At 71.7% G+C, this 17,216-nt stretch carries 19 protein-coding genes; 11 read left to right on the top strand and 8 right to left on the bottom strand.

Annotated features, from left to right (window positions below):
- Window positions 1-306 precede the first annotated feature (306 nt).
- Window positions 307-618 (bottom strand): hypothetical protein, encoded by a 312-nt coding sequence (locus AB8735_RS32660; protein ID WP_372411264.1) that lies wholly within the window; start codon window positions 616-618, stop codon window positions 307-309.
- A 277-nt stretch (window positions 619-895) separates the two neighbouring features.
- On the opposite strand from AB8735_RS32660, the gene AB8735_RS32655 reads away from it, so the two are divergent.
- Entirely contained in the window at window positions 896-2,155 is a 1,260-nt protein-coding gene (locus AB8735_RS32655; protein ID WP_372405003.1) for an IS4 family transposase, read from the top strand.
- A gap of 338 nt (window positions 2,156-2,493) precedes the next feature.
- Window positions 2,494-3,429: a tyrosine-type recombinase/integrase gene (locus AB8735_RS32650; RefSeq protein WP_372411263.1), complete on the top strand. Its 936-nt coding sequence runs from the start codon at window positions 2,494-2,496 to the stop codon at window positions 3,427-3,429.
- Window positions 3,430-3,510: 81 nt separating this feature from the next.
- On the opposite strand, the gene AB8735_RS32645 is transcribed toward AB8735_RS32650, so the two are convergent.
- The gene (locus AB8735_RS32645) at window positions 3,511-4,725 is read right to left on the bottom strand and encodes an acyl-CoA dehydrogenase family protein (protein WP_372411262.1); all 1,215 of its coding nucleotides are present in this window, start codon (window positions 4,723-4,725) and stop codon (window positions 3,511-3,513) included.
- 151 nt (window positions 4,726-4,876) lie between these two features.
- On the opposite strand from AB8735_RS32645, the gene AB8735_RS32640 reads away from it, so the two are divergent.
- Entirely contained in the window at window positions 4,877-5,536 is a 660-nt protein-coding gene (locus AB8735_RS32640; protein ID WP_344027950.1) for a TetR family transcriptional regulator, read from the top strand.
- 172 nt (window positions 5,537-5,708) lie between these two features.
- Here the strand turns inward: AB8735_RS32640 and def are convergent, their stop codons facing one another.
- Window positions 5,709-6,296 (bottom strand): peptide deformylase, encoded by a 588-nt coding sequence (gene def / locus AB8735_RS32635; protein ID WP_372411261.1) that lies wholly within the window; start codon window positions 6,294-6,296, stop codon window positions 5,709-5,711.
- Window positions 6,297-6,464: 168 nt separating this feature from the next.
- Here def and AB8735_RS32630 point away from each other — a divergent pair, with 168 nt between their 5' ends.
- The 5 genes from AB8735_RS32630 to AB8735_RS32610 all read left to right on the top strand — a co-directional run bounded on the left by AB8735_RS32630 (window position 6,465) and on the right by AB8735_RS32610 (window position 11,026).
- The gene (locus tag AB8735_RS32630) at window positions 6,465-7,703 is read left to right on the top strand and encodes a MurT ligase domain-containing protein (protein ID WP_344027956.1); all 1,239 of its coding nucleotides are present in this window, start codon (window positions 6,465-6,467) and stop codon (window positions 7,701-7,703) included.
- Between the two features lie 19 nt (window positions 7,704-7,722).
- Window positions 7,723-8,451 carry a glutamine amidotransferase gene (locus AB8735_RS32625; protein WP_344027959.1) on the top strand — a complete coding sequence of 243 codons (729 nt, stop codon included), beginning with the start codon at window positions 7,723-7,725 and terminating at the stop codon, window positions 8,449-8,451.
- A 145-nt stretch (window positions 8,452-8,596) separates the two neighbouring features.
- Window positions 8,597-9,622: a 6-phosphofructokinase gene (locus AB8735_RS32620; protein WP_344027962.1), complete on the top strand. Its 1,026-nt coding sequence runs from the start codon at window positions 8,597-8,599 to the stop codon at window positions 9,620-9,622.
- Between the two features lie 144 nt (window positions 9,623-9,766).
- Complete coding sequence (locus tag AB8735_RS32615; protein ID WP_344027964.1) at window positions 9,767-10,753, top strand: cytochrome c oxidase assembly protein; 987 nt, start codon at window positions 9,767-9,769, stop codon at window positions 10,751-10,753.
- A gap of 114 nt (window positions 10,754-10,867) precedes the next feature.
- A complete protein-coding gene (locus AB8735_RS32610; protein ID WP_344027966.1) occupies window positions 10,868-11,026 on the top strand; it encodes a hypothetical protein in 159 nt (52 codons plus the stop codon).
- 51 nt (window positions 11,027-11,077) lie between these two features.
- On the opposite strand, the gene AB8735_RS32605 is transcribed toward AB8735_RS32610, so the two are convergent.
- The 4 genes from AB8735_RS32605 to AB8735_RS32590 all read right to left on the bottom strand — a co-directional run bounded on the left by AB8735_RS32605 (window position 11,078) and on the right by AB8735_RS32590 (window position 13,986).
- Entirely contained in the window at window positions 11,078-11,479 is a 402-nt protein-coding gene (locus AB8735_RS32605) for an SSI family serine proteinase inhibitor (RefSeq protein ID WP_372411259.1), read from the bottom strand.
- Between the two features lie 157 nt (window positions 11,480-11,636).
- Entirely contained in the window at window positions 11,637-11,912 is a 276-nt protein-coding gene (locus tag AB8735_RS32600) for a hypothetical protein (protein WP_344027971.1), read from the bottom strand.
- A gap of 131 nt (window positions 11,913-12,043) precedes the next feature.
- The gene (locus AB8735_RS32595; RefSeq protein WP_372411258.1) at window positions 12,044-12,871 is read right to left on the bottom strand and encodes an MOSC domain-containing protein; all 828 of its coding nucleotides are present in this window, start codon (window positions 12,869-12,871) and stop codon (window positions 12,044-12,046) included.
- 131 nt (window positions 12,872-13,002) lie between these two features.
- Window positions 13,003-13,986: a DUF5937 family protein gene (locus AB8735_RS32590; RefSeq protein WP_372411256.1), complete on the bottom strand. Its 984-nt coding sequence runs from the start codon at window positions 13,984-13,986 to the stop codon at window positions 13,003-13,005.
- A 56-nt stretch (window positions 13,987-14,042) separates the two neighbouring features.
- Between AB8735_RS32590 and AB8735_RS32585 the strand changes: the two genes are divergently transcribed.
- Both AB8735_RS32585 and AB8735_RS32580 read left to right on the top strand, forming a co-directional pair.
- Complete coding sequence (locus AB8735_RS32585; RefSeq protein WP_372411255.1) at window positions 14,043-15,326, top strand: MFS transporter; 1,284 nt, start codon at window positions 14,043-14,045, stop codon at window positions 15,324-15,326.
- Window positions 15,323-15,907, top strand: coding sequence for a GNAT family N-acetyltransferase (locus tag AB8735_RS32580; RefSeq protein ID WP_372411254.1), 585 nt, complete (start codon window positions 15,323-15,325; stop codon window positions 15,905-15,907). The genes AB8735_RS32585 and AB8735_RS32580 overlap by 4 nt, the downstream gene beginning before the upstream one ends.
- 149 nt (window positions 15,908-16,056) lie before the next feature.
- Here AB8735_RS32580 and AB8735_RS32575 read toward each other — a convergent pair whose 3' ends face one another.
- Complete coding sequence (locus AB8735_RS32575) at window positions 16,057-16,551, bottom strand: SRPBCC family protein (RefSeq protein ID WP_372411252.1); 495 nt, start codon at window positions 16,549-16,551, stop codon at window positions 16,057-16,059.
- A gap of 72 nt (window positions 16,552-16,623) precedes the next feature.
- Between AB8735_RS32575 and AB8735_RS32570 the strand changes: the two genes are divergently transcribed.
- Entirely contained in the window at window positions 16,624-17,205 is a 582-nt protein-coding gene (locus tag AB8735_RS32570) for a TetR/AcrR family transcriptional regulator (protein WP_372411251.1), read from the top strand.
- The last annotated feature ends 11 nt before the right edge of the window (window positions 17,206-17,216 follow it).

The following is a 17,216-nucleotide window of genomic DNA, read 5'->3' as shown; positions in this document are numbered from 1 at the left end:
GTTATCTGAGTGCTCCCCTGAAGCTCCCCCCGACCCGGGCGGCGATCCAGGATCGGGTTCGTGCCGCCTCGGCAACTGCGCCGCAGTTCTCCACCAACACCTCCCGTCGACCACCAGCCATTACGAGGCGCGCATCCGGTATTCTCCACTACCGCTTGTCTCTCCCGGCTCCGGCCTACGGGTCCGGCGTGCCGTTGTCCTCGTCGAGGCCCACCAGTGTGGCTTCCATGGCGTCGATGGTCTCGTAGTCCAGCAGGCTGCCGTCGCGGAGCCTGGGCATGTCATCGTCCTGCGGGATGGGCCCCTTCAGGAACGACGGGACGATCCCGTCAACGGTCTGGACCATCGGCCCCCGTACATGGCTGCGTGCCGACGGGCCTGCTCCCACCAGCCACCGGCCAGGCGCACCGCGAGGGCCCGCAGCCCGTCGTGACCGTACCGTCGCGCGACTTCGTCCACCCAATCGATCGCGAACTCGGCGACGTCGACGTCCTCGCCACCGTCATGCTCGGCGGCCGGGTCGCGGATCGTCGCCAGCGAGATCCCGAGCATGCGCTGCTGTATGCCGATCAGCTCCCGCCACTCCCACGCCTTCTCGAACTCCGACGGCTCCGGCACCTCGGCGCTCCCTTCAGCCCACAGGGATGGTCAGTGCCGACCGTACGGCCGTCGACCGCTCCGGCAGAAGTCCTTGCAGGCGGAACGAACTTCTGCGGCAAATCGCCTGTAGAGTCCGGACGTTGAGGCTCCCTACGAAGCAATGCCGCGTAGTTAAGAAACTCGGCGTTCCGTGTCCACATTTTCACAGCGACACGCCGGGGATGGTTGTGGACAGTCAACCTGGGGCGGTTCTGCTCTTTCGCTGTGGCCACGAATCTGGTTATGTTTCTCGTTCATGGGTGGGATTCGAGATGAAGGGGCCATCTCCGGCGAGCGTTTGACTGACCGGGTGGGTATCGGGGTTCTGACGCGTCTGGTGCACCGTGACCTGGTCGATGAGGTTCTCGCGGAGACGGGGCGGACGGAGAAGAGATCTCGTCTGCTGCCTGCACGTGTCGTTGTGTATTACGTGATGGCCATGTGCCTGTTCTTCGGCGAGTCGTATGAGGAAGTGACCCGTCTGCTCGTCAACGGCCTGCGGTTCCTGGGGACATGGCGGAAGGAATGGACGGTTCCCACGTCCAGCGCGGTCTCCCAGGCGCGCCGGCGTCTGGGGCCTGAGCCGCTGAAAGCGCTGTTCGAGCGGGTGGCGCTGCCGTGTGCCCAGCGCGGTACGCAAGGGGCATGGCTGGGGAATTTTCGGCTGATGGCTATTGACGGTTTCGTACTGGACCTCCCCGACACGCCCGCGAATGACGCGGAGTTCGGGCGTTCCGGCGGGGAGAAGAATCCTGCCCCGTTTCCACAGGTGAAGATTGTCGGGCTGGGAGAATGCGGCACGCATGCCGTTGTGGCTGCACGGCTGGGGCCCTGGCGTACGGATGAAGGGACACTGGCCCGGGATCTCGTGGCGGATTTCGAGCCGGGCATGCTCATCACTGCTGACCGGGGATTTTACGCCTACCGGCTGTGGGAAGCTGCTGCGGCCGCGGGGGCGGATCTTCTGTGGCGGATGCCCGACGGACCTCATCTGCCGGTGGTCCGACCGCTCAAGGACGGCTCGTACGAGTCATTTCTGCTGGACCCGAAAGTACGCCGCCGGCGTGCCGTCCAGCGTCACCGAGGGGCAGCACACATCGAAGAGCCGTCCGGCATCCCGGTCCGGGTCGTCGAGTACGAGGTGACCAACCGTGAAGGCAAAGGAGAAATCTTCTGCCTGATCACCACCATCATGGACCCGGACGACGCCAGTGCTGCCGAGCTCGCGGCGGCGTACGCGGAACGCTGGGAATTCGAGTCCGGCCTCGACGAGATCAAAACCCATCAACGCGGCCGCGGCGCCGTACTGCGTTCAAAATCCCCGGACATGATCGAGCAGGAGATCTGGGCGCTCCTGCTCACCCACTATGCGGTCCGGCACCTGATGTGCGAAGCCGCCGACCAAGCCGATATCGACCCCGACCGGCTATCTTTCATCCGCTCACTGCGCATCATCCGCCGTCAGATCACTGACCAGGCGGGCTTTTCCCCCTCACCGTCTCGCGAAAGCTCTTGAATCAGCTTTCACAGAAATTCTGGAGAGGCCCAACCCCAGCCGGCGCCACCGCACCAGCCCACGAGCCGTCAAACGCATCCACGTCCACGCCTACAGGAAAAAGAAGCGCACCGAAACCACAGTCCACCACCCAGACCCACCGGACATCAAAATCCTCGCCGTTTCTTAACTACGCGGCATTGCCCTACGAAGGGCCGGGGACCTCTTCTGCCCGCTGCTCGGGGAGGAGCCACCAGACTCCCCGCCCGTCTCTGACGCGCTACCGGCTCCGCCTCAAGAACCAGATCCTTCCGGAGTGGGGCGCCGTCGCCGTAGGCGACCTCTCCCCTCTGGCACTCATGGCATGGGGGAAGCGGCTCCGCCAGCAGCTCTCCCAGAACTACGTCGACGGCATCCGATCGACCTTCCACACCCTGCTGGACGACGCGGTCACCGAGAAGATCCGCCCGGACAACCCTCTCCCGTCGCGGAAGAGCGGACGCCGCGGTCGGTACACGCCGAAGCCCAAGGAAGCGAAGGTGCTCGCCACACCTCGGCAAGCACTTCTCATAGCCCGCAACGCACTCATCATGCGAGGTCTGAACGAGTACGCGTTGATCCTCACAACGGCCTACACCGGCCTGCGGATCGGTGAGGCCGCCGGCCTGCACCGGGACCAGGTGTCCATCGGCCACGACGGAGAAGGTCCACGCCTGCACTCACAGCAGCAGTCGCAGTACGTCGACGGTGCGTTCACTGAGATCGACAACAAGTACGACTCCGGGCGGGGTTTGATCATCCCCTTCTTCTTGGCCGATCTCCTTCAGGAGCTCATGGGCTCAAGGCCGGACTCCCCGTGGGTCTTCACTGCGCCCAAGGGGGGACGGCTCCTGCGCGGGGGCGACTGGTACAGCGAGACCTTCCACCCCATGGTGGAGGGCAGAGCTCCGCGAGGCGTGGTCCGTAGGGCGAGGGCACGGGTCGGGGTACGCCCCGTGCTGGGGGTCAGCGGCCTGACGCCGCACGGTCTCCGTCACAGCCAGAAGGCGTGGCTTGACGAAGGGAACCTCCCCCGGGTCGCTGTAGAGGCCCGGATGGGGCACGAACTCCCGGGGGTTGAGGGGACCTACTCCCATGTGACGCTCGCCATGGAGCTGGCAATCGCCGACCATCTGCAGGCCCTTTGGGAGGAGTCGTTGAGGCCGGTGGTCGATCGGCGTGAGTTCGGCCCGTACCCGGACTTGCAGCCCTCTCGCAGAAAACGATCTCCCAGGATTCTCCCAGAGACGTCATAGAAGGGACCCGACACCGTGGAGCAGTGGCGAGGGGTTTGCCCTCGCCCACTGCCAACTCGGCCTCCTCACCTGCGCACTTGCTCAGCGGATCGGCATGCCCGAGACCGCCCGCGCGATCACCAGCCGCTGGATCTCGCTCGTCCCCTCGAAGATCGTGTAGATGGCGGCGTCGCGGTGCATGCGTTCCACGGGGTACTCCCGGGTGTAGCCGTTGCCGCCGAGGATCTGCATCGCCCGGGCGGTGACGTCGCGGGCCGTCTCGCCCGCGAAGAGCTTGGACATGGAGCCCTCGGCCGAGGTGAAGGGCTTGCCCGTCGCGGCCATCCAGGAGGCGCGCCACACCAGCAGGCGGGCGGCGTCGATACGGGTGCGCATGTCGGCCAGTTGGAAGGCGATGCCCTGGTTGTCGATGATCGGGCGGCCGAACTGGACGCGGGTGCGGGCGTAGTCGAGCGCCGTCTCGTACGCGGCGCGGGCGAGACCGACCGCCTGGGCGCCGACGGCGGGACGGGACGCCTCGAAGGTGGCCATCGCGGCGTTGCCGGATCTCCTGGTGCCCTCGCGGGCGCGGGCCAGGCGTTCGTCGAGCTTCTCCTTGCCGCCGAGCAGGCAGTGGCCCGGCACGCGGACGCCGTCCAGGACGACCTCGGCGGTGTGCGAGGTGCGGATGCCGTGCTTCTTGAACTTCTGGCCCTGGGAGAGCCCGGGGGTGCCGGGCGGGATCACGAAGGAGGCGTGCCCGCGGGCGCCGAGGCCGGGTTCGACGACGGCGACGACGACGTGGACGTCGGCGATGCCGCCGTTGGTGGCCCAGGTCTTGGTGCCGTCGATGACCCACTCGCCCTTGGCCCCGTCGTACACCGCGCGGGTGCGCATGGCGGAGACGTCGGAGCCGGCGTCGGGCTCGGAGGAGCAGAAGGCGGCGATCTTCACGTCCTGCGCGTCGCCGTACATCTGCGGGATCCAGGTCCCGATCTGCTCCTGCGTGCCGTTGGTGAGAACGCCGACGGCGGCGAGTCCGGTGCCGGTGATGGCCAGGCCCAGTCCGGCGTCGCCCCAGAAGAGCTCCTCGATCGCCATGGGAATGCCGAGCCCGGTGGGGTCGAAGAACTGTTTCGCGTAGAAGTCCAGCGAATACAGGCCGATTTTCGCCGCTTCCTGGACGACCGGCCAGGGGAACTCCTCGCGCTCGTCCCACTCCGCCGCCGCGGGGCGCATGACGTCGGCGGCGAAGCCGTGGATCCAGTCCCGCACGGCCTTCTGATCATCGTCGAGCTCCATCGTGAACTCCGCCACAGTCCCCTCCCGGCGTCGCTTACTTGCGGTAACACGAGTCTGTTACCGGCCAGTAAGGGTGTCAACTCCCTTCTCCCCGTCCCTCCGGTGCGTACCCCGGGTGTTACGTTGCGCAGGCAGTGCGCACAACGAGGGGCGGGGAGGCCCAGTCATGACGACCAGTCAGCGGGAAGACCAGCAGCGCGCGGCCGAACAGCGGCGCCGGGAGCTGCTGGAGGCCGCGGACCGGGTGGTGCTCAGGGACGGGCCGCAGGCGTCGATGAACGCCATCGCGGCCGAGGCGGGGATCACCAAGCCGATCCTCTACCGGCACTTCGGCGACAAGGGGGGCCTCTACCGGGCGCTCGCCGCCCGGCACACGGACGCCCTGCTGGAGGGGCTGCGGGCCGCCCTGGACGCGCCGTCCGAACGGCGCGAGCGCGTCGAGCGCACGCTGGACACCTACCTCGCCGCCATAGAGGCCCGCCCTCAGGTGTACCGGTTCCTGATGCACCCCGCCGAGGAGAACGGCCCGGCGGGCCCCGCCCCCTCCGAGCAGGGCTTCGACGTGGGACGGCACTCCGCCCCGCTCCTGCGGCGGCTCGGCGAGGAACTGGCCGTCGTGGTGGCCGAGCGGGTCGAGCTCGGGCCGGACGGCACGGAAGCGGCCCGGGCCTGGGGGCACGGCATCGTCGGGATGATGCACGCCGCGGGCGACTGGTGGCTGCGCGAACGCCCGTTCCCCCGCGAGCACCTGGTCCGCCACCTCGCGGACCTGCTGTGGGGCAGGCTGGCGACGGCGGGGGACCGGGCGGACGGGCCGGGGTTCTAGCGCGGGGGCGCGGCGGCGCGCCCGAAGCGCCGGACGGGCTGAACAGCCCGTCCGGCGCTTGAGGACTTCGCCCGAAGGGCGAATGGGAGTCCGGGGGTCTCCCCCGGAATGGGGGCACCCCCTCTGGGGGAGGCGAAAGGGCGGGACCGGGGCAAACCCAACAAACCCGCGCCTACGGCGCGGTGCGCACCCCCGCCCCCGCCCAAGGCGCCCGCCGCGCCGCCCGCAGCACGCGACCGCGCCGCAGCCCGGTAAGCCGGTCCACGAACAGACCCCCCTGGAGGTGGTCGCACTCGTGCTGCAGGCAGCGGGCGAAGAACCCGCTCCCGGCGGCCCGCACCGGCGCCCCGTCCACCGTGAAGCCCTCGACCACCGCCTCGTCGAAGCGCGGGGTCGGGCCCTCCAGACGGGGCAGCGACAGACAGCCCTCCGGGCCGCGCGCCTCGGGGCCCCCGGTCTCCACCAGCCGGGGATTGACGATGTGCCCCAGGTGCCGGACGTCCTCGTCGTCGGGGCAGTCGTAGACGAAGACCCGCAGCGGGACGCCGATCTGGTTGGCCGCGAGGCCCACCCCGTCGAAGGCGTACATGGTGGCGAACATCGACTCGACGAGCCCCGCGAGGTCGGTGCATCCTCCGTCAAGCTCCACGGCCGCGGAGAAATCCGTGACCTCGGCGCACGGCGCCGCCAGGACGGGGTCGCCGAGCAGCCGCACGGGCCGCACGCGTCCAGAACTTCCGGGAATGACACTTCTGCGCATGTGCCCAGCGTACGGGGGTCACGACGACGGGTTTCGGGCCCACGGGCGGATCTCGATAGGCTGATCCCCGACCGTAGCCTCCTGGCCGGCGACCCGGCACGGAGGGGGCGTTCCACCGGCGGACCAGGGCGACAGGCGACGGCGCCGGAACAAGGAGGATCTAGGACGATGGCAGGCAACTCGGGGCCGCTGTCCCCACGGGCCAAGCTGGCCGTGACGGCGGGCAAGGCCGCGGCGGCGGTGTCGCGGGCCGCGGGGCGTGGCAGCGGATCGGTGATCGGCGGCAAGGTCGCGCTCAGGCTCGACCCTGACCTGCTGGCCCGGCTGGCGACCCACCTCGACGTGGTCCTCGTCTCCGCCACCAACGGCAAGACGACCACGACGCGGCTGATCGCGGAGGCACTGCGCGCCAGCGGCCCGGTGGTGTCGAACGCGCTGGGCGCCAACATGCCCGCGGGCATCACCTCCGCCCTGGCCGGCGGCTCGGACGCCCGGTACGGCGTGATCGAGGTGGACGAGAAGTACCTGGCGATGGTCGCCCGGGACGTCTCGCCCAAGGCGATAGCGCTGCTCAACCTCTCGCGCGACCAGCTCGACCGCGCCGCGGAGACCCGCATGCTGGCCGAGAAGTGGCGCGAGGGCCTGGCCGGCACCAAGGCTGTGATCATCGCCAACGCCGACGACCCGCTGATCGTGTGGGCCGCCTCCTCCTCCCCCAATGTGGTGTGGGTGGCCGCGGGCCAGGAGTGGAAGGACGACGCCTGGTCCTGCCCGTCCTGCGGCGGTGTGATGCAGCGCCCGGGCGACGACTGGTTCTGCGGCGAGTGCGGCTTCCGCCGGCCGACCCCGAGCTGGGCGCTGTCGGGCGACTATGTGCTGGACCCGCACGGCTCGGCGTGGCCGATCCGCCTCCAGCTGCCGGGCCGGGCCAACAAGGCCAACGCCACCAGCTCCGCCGCCGTGGCCGCCACCTTCGGGGTGCCGCCGCAGGTCGCGCTGGAGCGGATGTACCAGGTGCAGGCGGTCGCCGGCCGCTACGACGTGATCACGTTCATGAACCGTGAGATGCGGCTGCTGCTGGCGAAGAACCCGGCCGGCTGGCTGGAGACCTTCTCCCTGATCGACGGCCCGCCGGCGCCGGTGCTGCTGTCGGTCAACGCCCGCGGCGCGGACGGCACGGACACCTCCTGGCTGTGGGACGTGGACTACACCCGCCTCACCGGTCACCCGATCTTCGTCATCGGCGACCGCAAGCTGGACCTGGCGGTGCGCCTGGAGGTCGCGGGCCAGAACTTCCAGGTCTGCGAGTCGGTGGACGAGGTCGTGCAGAAGGCCCCGCCCGGCCGGATCGAGGTCATCGCCAACTACACCGCGTTCCAGGACCTCCGCCGCCGCGTCGGCAACTGACCCACGAAGGACCATCAGCATGAGCCAGAACAGTCTGCGTGTGGTGTGGGTCTACCCCGACCTGCTCAGCACCTACGGGGACCAGGGCAACGTCCTGGTCCTGGAGCGCCGCGCCCACCAGCGGCGCCTCGACGTCCAGCGCCTGGACGTCCGCTCCGACCAGCAGATCCCCACCTCCGGTGACATCTACCTGATCGGCGGCGGCGAGGACCGTCCCCAGCGGCTGGCCGCCGAGCGGCTGCGCCGCGACGGCGGTCTCAACCGGGCCGTGGCCAACGGCGCCATCGTCTTCTCGGTCTGCGCCGGCTACCAGATCCTGGGCCACGAGTTCATCAACGACCTGGGCCAGCGCGAGCAGGGCCTGGGCCTGCTGGACGTGATCAGCACCCGTGGCGAGGGCGAGCGCTGCGTCGGCGACGTGCTCGGCGACATCGACCCCCAGCTCGGGCTGCCGCCCCTGACGGGCTTCGAGAACCACCAGGGCGTCACCCATCTCGGCCCGACCGCCCGCCCGTTCGCCCGGGTCCGCTTCGGCAAGGGCAACGGCACCGGCGACGGCACCGAGGGCGCGTTCAACGAGACCGTCTTCGGTACGTATATGCACGGCCCGGTCATGGCCCGCAACCCGCACATCGCGGACCTGCTGATCAAGCTGGCGCTGGACGTCAACGCCCTGCCGCCGGTCGACGACCGCTGGTACGAGGCGCTGCGCAACGAGCGGATCGCGGCGGCCTCCCAGCCCGCCTGATGCCCGCCCGATGTCCGTTTGACGCGCGTTTGACGTACGTCTTTTCGGACGCCGGTGTTCCCCGTCACCTCCCATGGGTAGGGTGACGGGGATTCCACCGGACGACGGGGTCCGGTTCCCGGCCCTGTCGCGAAGGTTCCCTGTCATGCGCATCGGTGTCCTCACCTCCGGCGGCGACTGCCCCGGTCTCAACGCCGTCATACGCTCCGTCGTCCACCGCGCCGTCGCCGACCACGGCGACGAGGTCATCGGCTTCCACGACGGCTGGCGCGGTCTGCTGGAGGGCGACCACCGCCCCCTCGACCTCGACGCGGTGGCCCACATCCTCGCCACCGGCGGCACGATCCTCGGTTCCTCCCGCGTCCGCCCCGAACAGCTGCGGGACGGCGTCGGGCGCGCCCGCGAGCACGTCGCGGAGCTGGGGCTGGACGCCGTGATCCCGATCGGCGGCGAGGGCACCCTCAAGGCGGCCCGGCTGCTGTCGGACGCCGGTCTGCCGATCGTGGGCGTGCCCAAGACGATCGACAACGACATCGCCGCCACCGATGTGACCTTCGGTTTCGACACGGCGGTGGGCGTGGCCACCGAGGCCCTGGACCGTCTCAAGACCACCGCCGAGTCCCACCAGCGGGTGCTGATCGTCGAGGTGATGGGACGGCACACCGGCTGGATCGCCCTGCACGCGGGCATGGCCGCCGGCGCCCACGCGATCGTGGTGCCCGAGCGCCCCTTCGACATCGACGAACTGACCGCGGTGGTCGGCAAGCGCTTCGAGATGGGCAAGCGCTTCGCGATCGTGGTGGTCGCGGAGGGCGCCAAGCCGCGGCGGGGCTCGATGGACTTCGAGACCGGCGGCACGGACGTCTACGGGCACGAGCGCTTCGCCGGAGTGGCCCGCCAGCTCGCCGTCGAACTGGAGCGGCGCCTCGGCAAGGAGGCCCGCCCGGTGATCCTGGGCCACGTCCAGCGCGGCGGCACGCCCACCGCGTACGACCGGGTGCTGGCCACCCGCTTCGGGCGGCGCGCGGTCGAGGCCGCGCACCAGGGGGAGTTCGGGATGATGACCGCGCTGCGCGGGACGGGGATCACGCTGGTGCCGCTGGCCGAGGCCGTGGCCCGGCTCAAGACCGTGCCGGACGAGCGCTACGCCGAGAGCGAGTGCGTTCTCTGAGCACATCGCTCCGAACACATCGCGCCGAGCACACCGCTCTGAGCACACCGCCGTCCGCTGCCCGCACCCGCCCCGCCCATAGCCGGAAACCCGGACGCCTCTACTCTTGTCCCGGCGCTATTGGTGCGATATGGGAGAGAGCGGATGGATCACGACGGCGGGCATGACATGGGCGGCATGCATGGCATGCACGGCATGGACATGGATATGAACATGCCACCGTTCACCCTGAGCCGTGGCCTGGCGTTCAGCGGCGACTGGTTCTTCATCACCGGCTGTCTGCTGGCCCTCTTCCTCTACGGCTGGGCCGTGGTGCGGCTGCGGCGCCGCGGTGACCAGTGGCCCGTCGGCCGGACGGTGGCGTTCGTCCTCGGCGTGGCCACCGTGTGGCTGGTGATGAACACCAAGCTGAACGACTACGGCATGGTCATGTTTAGCGTGCACATGGTGCAGCACATGGTGATCAGCATGCTCTCCCCCATCCTGGTCCTCCTCGGCGCCCCGGTGACGCTGACCCTGCGGGCCCTCCCGACCGCCGGGCGCGGACGCAAGGGCCCGCGGGAGTGGCTGATCGCGCTGCTGCACAGCCGCTACATGCGGGTCATCACGCACGCGGCGTTCACGATCCCGATGTTCATCGCGAGCCTGTACGCCCTGTACTTCACGCCGCTCTTCGACTTCCTGATGGAGAGCCGGACCGGCCACATCGCGATGATGGTCCACTTCCTCGCGGTGGGCCTGGTGTTCTTCTGGCCGATCATGGGTGTGGACCCGGGCCCGCACCGGCCGGGCTATGTGATGCGGATGCTGGAGCTGTTCGCGGGCATGCCGTTCCACGCGTTCTTCGGCATCGCACTGATGATGGCCTCGGAGCCGATGATCGGCACGTACAAGAACCCGATGGCCTCGCTGGGCATCGACGCGCTGGAGGACCAGAAGGCGGGCGGCGGCATCGCCTGGGCCTTCAGCGAGATCCCCTCGGTCGTGGTGCTGCTGGCGCTGGCGTACCAGTGGTACCGCTCGGAGCAGCGCCAGGCGCGGCGCAGCGACCGCCAGGCGGAACGCGACAACGACAAGGAGCTGTCGGACTACAACGCCTACCTGGCCTCGCTCCAGGCGCGCGGACAGTAGTTCCTTTCCTTCCTTCAGCGCTGTAGCACCCGGGCCGCGGCCGGGAGACGATGGTCTCCGGCCGCGGCCCGCGCATATGTACGGGCCCGTACGGCCGTCGTGAGGAGGTGCGGGATGCCCGGATCGACGAGGACGATGGCATGGCTCACGGTGGGCGGCCTGGTGGCCGTGACCGCCTACACGGTGGTGCTGGGCAGCAACGGCTGGCTCTGGTTCACCTGGGTGCTGCTGGGGCTGGCAACGATAGGGGCGGTGGTGGCGAAGGGGACGTGAGGGGGCGTGTCGGTTGCTACGCGGGGGGGGTGCCCCGGTCCCGCCCGCCCCTCAGAACCGGAACACCGCCCCCGTCGCCGCGTCCAGCGCACACGCCCCCCGGAACGTCCGCTTCCAGCGCACCGGCGCCCCACCCCAGTCCCCCTCCGCCGACGCCTCCACCGGCTCCTCCTCCGCGGGACACAACCGCTCCGTGCGCGGCAGGGCATCGGGCCGGCCCCCCGCCGCGGCCAGCCCGGCGCACGCCTCCGCGGCGTGCGGATGCTGCCGTCCGCCCGACGCGGGGCACACCAGCCGCACGCCGCGGATCCAGGTGTGCTCCGTCCCCGACAGGGTGAGCAGGAGCCGTCCCCGCTGCTCCGGGGCGACGGCGGCCGCCGGGGCGGGCGGCGGGACGAGCAGGGCTGCGGTGACGACGGTCGCCGCGGCGGCGGTGGTGGTGCGTACGGACATCGCTGAGCCTCCTGGGGCGTAAGGGCATGGGTGCGCGGTGCGCCGGTCAGGGCACCGCGCACGGCCCGCGCCCGCAAGGGAGCACACCGTCCGTGTCGCCCGCCCGGCCGCGCCCCGCCACCCGCCCGGCCCGGCGGACGTCGGAACAGCCCCACGCTCAGGACGCGTCCGCGGGCCGCGTCCGCGACGGTGCGGAGCAGCCGGGGCACCAGTAGCCCTCGCCGCCCTCGACGAACACCCACCCCAGGCCGCCGATGTACCCGATGGCCTGGTGGGCCTCGTGGAGCAGGTGGCCGAGGAAGTCCGTCTCCCGGTCCGGCGGCGGCTCGGCGATGACCAGGTCGAAGCTCACCCGCTCCGTGCAGCCGCCCCGGTCGCAGGCGAGGCGGTACCGGACGGGGCCGGGTGCGCGCCCCTCGGTGGTCAGGCTCATGGGGGCATGGTCGCGGAGGCGGCGGGCGGCGGCAAGGCCCCGGGGACGGAGGGCGGTTTCCCGCCGCGCCCGGCGAAACCGGCCTGCCACAAGGGCAGTTGGCACCGCCCGCCGCCTCCGCGACGGCGGCGTCACCGCTCGGAGGGCCCCCACTCCCCGACGACCACCTCGTCGCCGACGGAGAGCTTCCCGCCGCGTACGACGGAGAACTTCGCGCCGAAGACGACGCCCCCGCCCCTGGCCCGCCGGTAGGCGGCCAGGGTGCGCAGCGGCTCGGGCCCCGCCTTGGCGCCGGCCTCCTGGTCGACCGTCGTCACCGCGCAGCGGACGGCGAGCTTGGTGTAGCCCAGCACGGCGTCGCCGACGGCGGCCCGGCGCAGCCGGTCCTCGGTGTGCGGCTCGTCCCAGCCGTCCACGACGACGTTGGGCCGGAACCGGCTCATCGGCAGCGGCTCGGCGCCGCCTTCGGCGAGCCTGCGGCCCAGCAGGTCCAGGCTGGAGCGGGAGAGGAGGTGCAGCGCGGAGCTGTCGGCCCAGCCGGAGGTGCCGGGGGTCAGGCCGTCGGTGACGCGGCCGTGTTCCGGCGGGACGCGGACGAGGCGGCTGGGCGCGCCGAGCGCCCCGGTGAGCCAGGCGGCGGCCGCGTCGCCCTGGTCGATGCCCCGGTACGGGTTCCCGAACAGCTCCACACCCCTCCGCGGGCCGGTGGTGTCCACGGTGACGTCCAGCGCGTCCGCGCCGGGCATCCGGAGGGTGAGCACGGTGCCGTCGGCGTCGACGGCGGGGCGGATCAACGCGAGCCGGGGGTCGCGGCGTTGGGAGCGGAAGACGCCGTTGTCGTCGGTCACCATGAAGCTGCGGTCGTGCGCGAGCCCGGCGGGCGTCAGCACCGCCTCGGCGACGGACGTCCCGGCGCACCCCTTGATGGGGTAGTACAGCAACTCGACGACCCTGGCCATGCCTTCTCGTTCCCCCGTCATGATCCCCGTCACGGTCCCGTCATGATCGATACCACCGTACAGGCAGGGCACCCCGGACCCGACGGTGCGGGCGCCCGCCCGAACGGGAGCTGTGGGCAGGTCACTTGCCGTCACGCCCCCGCCGCCGTCACCAGCGTCTCCCCCGCGCGGGTGCGTGCGTACAGCACATGGCGGCCGGCGCGGTGGGCGCCGACCAGTCCGGCCGCGCGCAGGGCGGCCAGGTGCTGGGAGACGCCTCCGGGGGTCAGACCGGTGCGGTGGGCGAGGTCGGTGGTCGAGGCCGGGGCGGCCAGTTGGGCCAGGATGGCCGCGCGGGAGCGGCCGACCACGCCCGCGAGCGCTTCGGAGACCGGTGCGGGACGGGTGTGCCACAGGGTGCCGACGCCGCGCGGCGGGTAGCGCAGGGAGGGCTGCCACGGCTCGTTCAGCACCGAGAAGACCCGCGGCCAGACGAACGCGGACGGCACCAGGAGCAGGCCCCGGCCGTCGAGCCGGCGCATTCCGTGGAAGGTGCGGTGCTCCAGGTGCAGGGTGCCGTCGGCCCAGCACACCTGCGGGTCGAGGTCGGCGAAGAGGTGCTGGGCGCCGCCCTCCACCAGGCGGCCGGCGCGGTAACGGATGTCGTTCTCCAGCAGGGTGAGGACGCGCGGCCAGTACGGGGCCAGGGCCAGCTCCCAGTACGCCTCGATCGCCTCCGCGAGCCGGCCGAGTTCCCTTCTGGGGTCGGCGCGGAGCGCGGCCATCCGGGCCGGCGGCACCTCGGCCGTCGTGTGCAGCAGCACCGGCGGAGTGGCCTTCACCGCCTCCAGTTCCACCGCGAGGGACGGCAACGGTGTCGCGGGGGCCGGGCAGATGAACCCCGGGACCCGCCCGGACCAGGGCGAGCGGGCCGGGACGGGAACGAGGTCGAACAGCGGGGCCAAGTCGGCGTCCGCGGCCGCCAGTCGCGGGCGCACCCGCTCGGCCCAGGGGTGGTGCAGGCCCTGTTCGTCCGCGCCCTTCAGCACCCGCACGCTCGCCACCACCTCCCACAGCGGGGAGAGCGCGAACCGGGTCCGCGCGACGTCCTCCAGCCCGAACTCGACCTCGATCATTCAGCACAGGCTAAATCAGTAGGGCGGCCCGCCGACGGCCGCGCACTCTGTCGCGCATGACCGAAGTACCCGCTTCCCCCTGGCGCCTCCGCGACTTCCGCCTGCTGTTCGCCGCCGGCGTCCTGAGCCACCTCGGCGGCAACGTCGGCTATGTGGCCGTCCCGCTGCTCGCCGTCACCGTCCTCGACGCGGGCCCCGGGCAGGCGGGCGTGCTGGCGGCGCTGTCCACCGCGGCGTTCCTGCTGATCGGCCTGCCCGCGGGCGCGTGGGTGGACCGGCTTCCGGCGCGCCGGGTGCTCGTGGCCGCCGATGCCGCGCGCGCCGTGCTGTTCGCCTCGGTCCCCGTCGCGTGGTGGCTGGACCGGCTGTCGCTGCCGCAGTTGTACGTGGTGCTGCTGCTGGGCGGCTGCGCGACGGTGTTCTTCGACGTCGGTTCGCAGAGCGTCCTGCCCGAACTCGTCGGCCGCGAGCGGCTGGTGCCGGCGAACGCCGCGATCGTCGGCCTCATGGCCGGCGCCACCGTCGCCGGCCGCGGCGCGGGCGGTTTCCTGGTGCAGCTGTGCACGGCCCCGTCGGCCGTCGCGGGCGGCGCCGCCGCCTACCTCGCCTCCGCCGTGGGCCTCACCCGGATCCGCCGGCGCGACGGCCCCCTCCGGCGGCCGGCCGCCCGGCGGCTGCGGACCGAGGTGGCGGAGGGGCTGCGGCACGTTCTCGGCAGCCGCGAGCTGCGGGCGCTGGCGCTCACCGCCGCGCTGGGCAACCTCGGGGCGCAGATGGTCAATGTCATGCTGCCGGTCCTGTTCACCCGTGAACTCGGGCTGCCCGCCGGGGCGCTGGGGATCTACTGGGCGGCCGGCGGCCTGGGCCTGCTGCTCGGTGCCGCCGCGGCCCGCCGCCTCGCCGCCCGCGTCGGCCACGGCCGCGCACCGGCGCTGGCCGGGCTGTGGTGCGCACCGGCCGGACTGGGCGTGGCGCTGGTCGGGAACGGGCCGTGGCTGTGGACGGCGGGCGTCTGCTGGCTCGTCGTCACGGCGAAGACGGGCATCGACAACGTACTCGGCGTCAGCCTGCGCCAACGCCTCACGCCCGACGCCCTGCTCGGCCGGATGAACGCCACCTTCCGTTTCCTGCTGACCGGTGCGGTGGCCGTCGGTTCGGCCCTGGCCGGCCTGCTGGGGCAGACCCTCGGCGTACGCGCCGCCATATGGACGGGAGCGGTCTGCCTGGCGGCGGCCTTCCTCCCGGTCTTCTGCTCCCCCTTGCGCACGCTCAGGGCGCTGCCGCCGGCCCCGGCCCCGTCCTGCCGCACCACAACGACCGAGGAGGTCATACCGGGATGAGCCCCGAATCCGCTCCGCTGACCCCCGGGGATCTCCGGGGCCACGGCCTGCGCCTGCGCACCTGGTACCCCCACGAGACGGACGCCGTCCTGCGCGGCGTCACCGACCCCGATTTCCTCCGCTGGAACGTCCCCCGCCTCCCGGTGAAGGACGCCGCCGACGCCGCACAGTGGATCCGCGCCCGCGCGGAGGGCTGGGAGCGGAACGCCTTCGGCGCGTACTGCATCGCGGACGGGTCGACGGACGCGCCGCTCGGCGACGTCTTCCTCAACCTCCTCAACCCCCTCCAGCGCATCGGCGGTGTCGGTTACTGGGTCCTGCCCGAGGCCCGCGGGCGCGGTGTCGCCCGGCACGCGCTCGAACTGATCACCCGCTGGGGTTTCGACTCCGTCGGCCTGCACCGGATCGAACTGGGCCACGCCGTCGGGCACGAGGCGTCCTGCCGCATCGCCGCACGCGTCGGCTACGCGGTCGAGGGGATCCAGCGCGGCGCCCTCTACCGGGACGGGCGCAGGGACGCGTACCGCGACCGCCATCTGCACGCGAGGCTGGCCACGGACCGGCCACCGACGGGCCGGTAGCGCGGACTTGGCTCTTTCCGCAGGGCCGGGCGTTGCCGGCTCATTGGCAACGCCCGGCAACACCCGTCTCCTGTCCAGGGTCCCGGCGCCGTCCTACGACCGGGCGGAGAGCGCCGACACCCCCGTGCCCGGCGCTCCCCGCTCCCGTCTCAACGCACGCCGCGGACCCGGGCGGCACGCAGCAGCCGTACGTACGGGCTCCACCGCGCGGGCCGGGCGACCGCCCCCGTACAGGCCAGCTGAGCCCGGTCGAGGGCGTCCTCCAGGCAGGCGTCGTGCAGCGGCCGCCAGGCGAGCGGCCAGGTCAGGCGGGCCGGACCGCGGGCGTTCATGGCAAGGGTGTGGCGCAGCACCGTCCGCCCGTCGCCGAGCGGCAGCACGGCGAACTCATGGAAGCCGTCGAAGCCGCGCGGCGCACGGAAGGCGAAGCGCACCCAGGTGGACGGGACATGGGCGACGACGGTGTAACGCACCGGCCCGTGGCCGCCCTTGGCGCCTCTGGAGAGCGGGCGGTCGAAGGCCATCGACGGCCAGCCCCCGTGGGGCCACAGCAGGTCCTCCTGCCCGGCCAGGGTGTCGATCAGCGCGCCGGCCTTGTCCGGCGGCGCATCCAAAACGCGTTCGTGCACATTAAAGACCCCCACAGGCACACCTCTCCCTTGCCGCACCAGTTTTAGAGAAGCCTCTCCAATTAATTGGAGGGTACCCTCCAATACATGCCGAGGCCACCCCGTTTCGAGACCCCGCTCCTCCTCGACGCCGCCGTACGACTGGCCGCCACGGCCGGTCCGTCGGGCGTGACCATGTCCGCGGTGGCCAAGCGGACCGGCGCGCCGAGCGGCTCCGTCTATCACCGCTTCCCGAACCGGACGGCGCTGCTGGCCGAGGTGTGGCTGCGCACGACCGAACGCTTCCAGGAGCGCTACCACGCGGCGCTCACCGGCGAGGACGACCCCCGCCGGGCGGGCCGGGCCGCCGCCCGGCAGGTCGTCGCCTGGTGCCGGGCACACCCGGACGAGGCGGCGCTGCTGCTGCACGGCGCCGAGGAGTTCGGCCGGGCCGACTGGCCCGACGAATACGTCCGCCGCGCCGACGAGGGCAACCGCCGCGTCCTGGGCACCCTCACCGCCCTCGCGAAGTCCCTCGGCGAGGACACCCCGCAGGCCGTCGAACGCGTCACCCTGGCCCTCGTCGACCTCCCGGTCTCCCTGGTCCGCCGCCACTACCGCGCCGGCGAGGTACTGCCGCCGCACGCCGAGGACTTGGCGGAGGAGTGCGCGGCCGCGCTGCTGGGGTGACGCGCGCCGCG

Origin of the sequence: Streptomyces luteireticuli, from assembly GCF_041519305.1 — a bacterium.
GTDB classification, from domain to species: domain Bacteria; phylum Actinomycetota; class Actinomycetes; order Streptomycetales; family Streptomycetaceae; genus Streptomyces; species Streptomyces luteireticuli.
This window is presented reverse-complemented; position numbering and strand designations above follow the sequence as displayed.

Bases quoted from the DNA above. Each gene is read 5' to 3' on its own strand.
- AB8735_RS32655 (WP_372405003.1), top strand. From the start codon at position 896: ATGGGTGGGATTCGAGATGAAGGGGCCATCTCCGGCGAGCGTTTGACT.
- AB8735_RS32650 (WP_372411263.1), top strand. From the start codon at position 2,494: ATGGCATGGGGGAAGCGGCTCCGCCAGCAGCTCTCCCAGAACTACGTC.
- AB8735_RS32640 (WP_344027950.1), top strand. From the start codon at position 4,877: ATGACGACCAGTCAGCGGGAAGACCAGCAGCGCGCGGCCGAACAGCGG.
- def (WP_372411261.1), bottom strand. From the start codon at position 6,296: ATGCGCAGAAGTGTCATTCCCGGAAGTTCTGGACGCGTGCGGCCCGTG.
- AB8735_RS32630 (WP_344027956.1), top strand. From the start codon at position 6,465: ATGGCAGGCAACTCGGGGCCGCTGTCCCCACGGGCCAAGCTGGCCGTG.
- AB8735_RS32625 (WP_344027959.1), top strand. From the start codon at position 7,723: ATGAGCCAGAACAGTCTGCGTGTGGTGTGGGTCTACCCCGACCTGCTC.
- AB8735_RS32620 (WP_344027962.1), top strand. From the start codon at position 8,597: ATGCGCATCGGTGTCCTCACCTCCGGCGGCGACTGCCCCGGTCTCAAC.
- AB8735_RS32615 (WP_344027964.1), top strand. From the start codon at position 9,767: ATGGATCACGACGGCGGGCATGACATGGGCGGCATGCATGGCATGCAC.
- AB8735_RS32610 (WP_344027966.1), top strand. From the start codon at position 10,868: ATGCCCGGATCGACGAGGACGATGGCATGGCTCACGGTGGGCGGCCTG.
- AB8735_RS32605 (WP_372411259.1), bottom strand. From the start codon at position 11,479: ATGTCCGTACGCACCACCACCGCCGCCGCGGCGACCGTCGTCACCGCA.
- AB8735_RS32600 (WP_344027971.1), bottom strand. From the start codon at position 11,912: ATGAGCCTGACCACCGAGGGGCGCGCACCCGGCCCCGTCCGGTACCGC.
- AB8735_RS32595 (WP_372411258.1), bottom strand. From the start codon at position 12,871: ATGGCCAGGGTCGTCGAGTTGCTGTACTACCCCATCAAGGGGTGCGCC.
- AB8735_RS32590 (WP_372411256.1), bottom strand. From the start codon at position 13,986: ATGATCGAGGTCGAGTTCGGGCTGGAGGACGTCGCGCGGACCCGGTTC.
- AB8735_RS32585 (WP_372411255.1), top strand. From the start codon at position 14,043: ATGACCGAAGTACCCGCTTCCCCCTGGCGCCTCCGCGACTTCCGCCTG.
- AB8735_RS32580 (WP_372411254.1), top strand. From the start codon at position 15,323: ATGAGCCCCGAATCCGCTCCGCTGACCCCCGGGGATCTCCGGGGCCAC.
- AB8735_RS32570 (WP_372411251.1), top strand. From the start codon at position 16,624: ATGCCGAGGCCACCCCGTTTCGAGACCCCGCTCCTCCTCGACGCCGCC.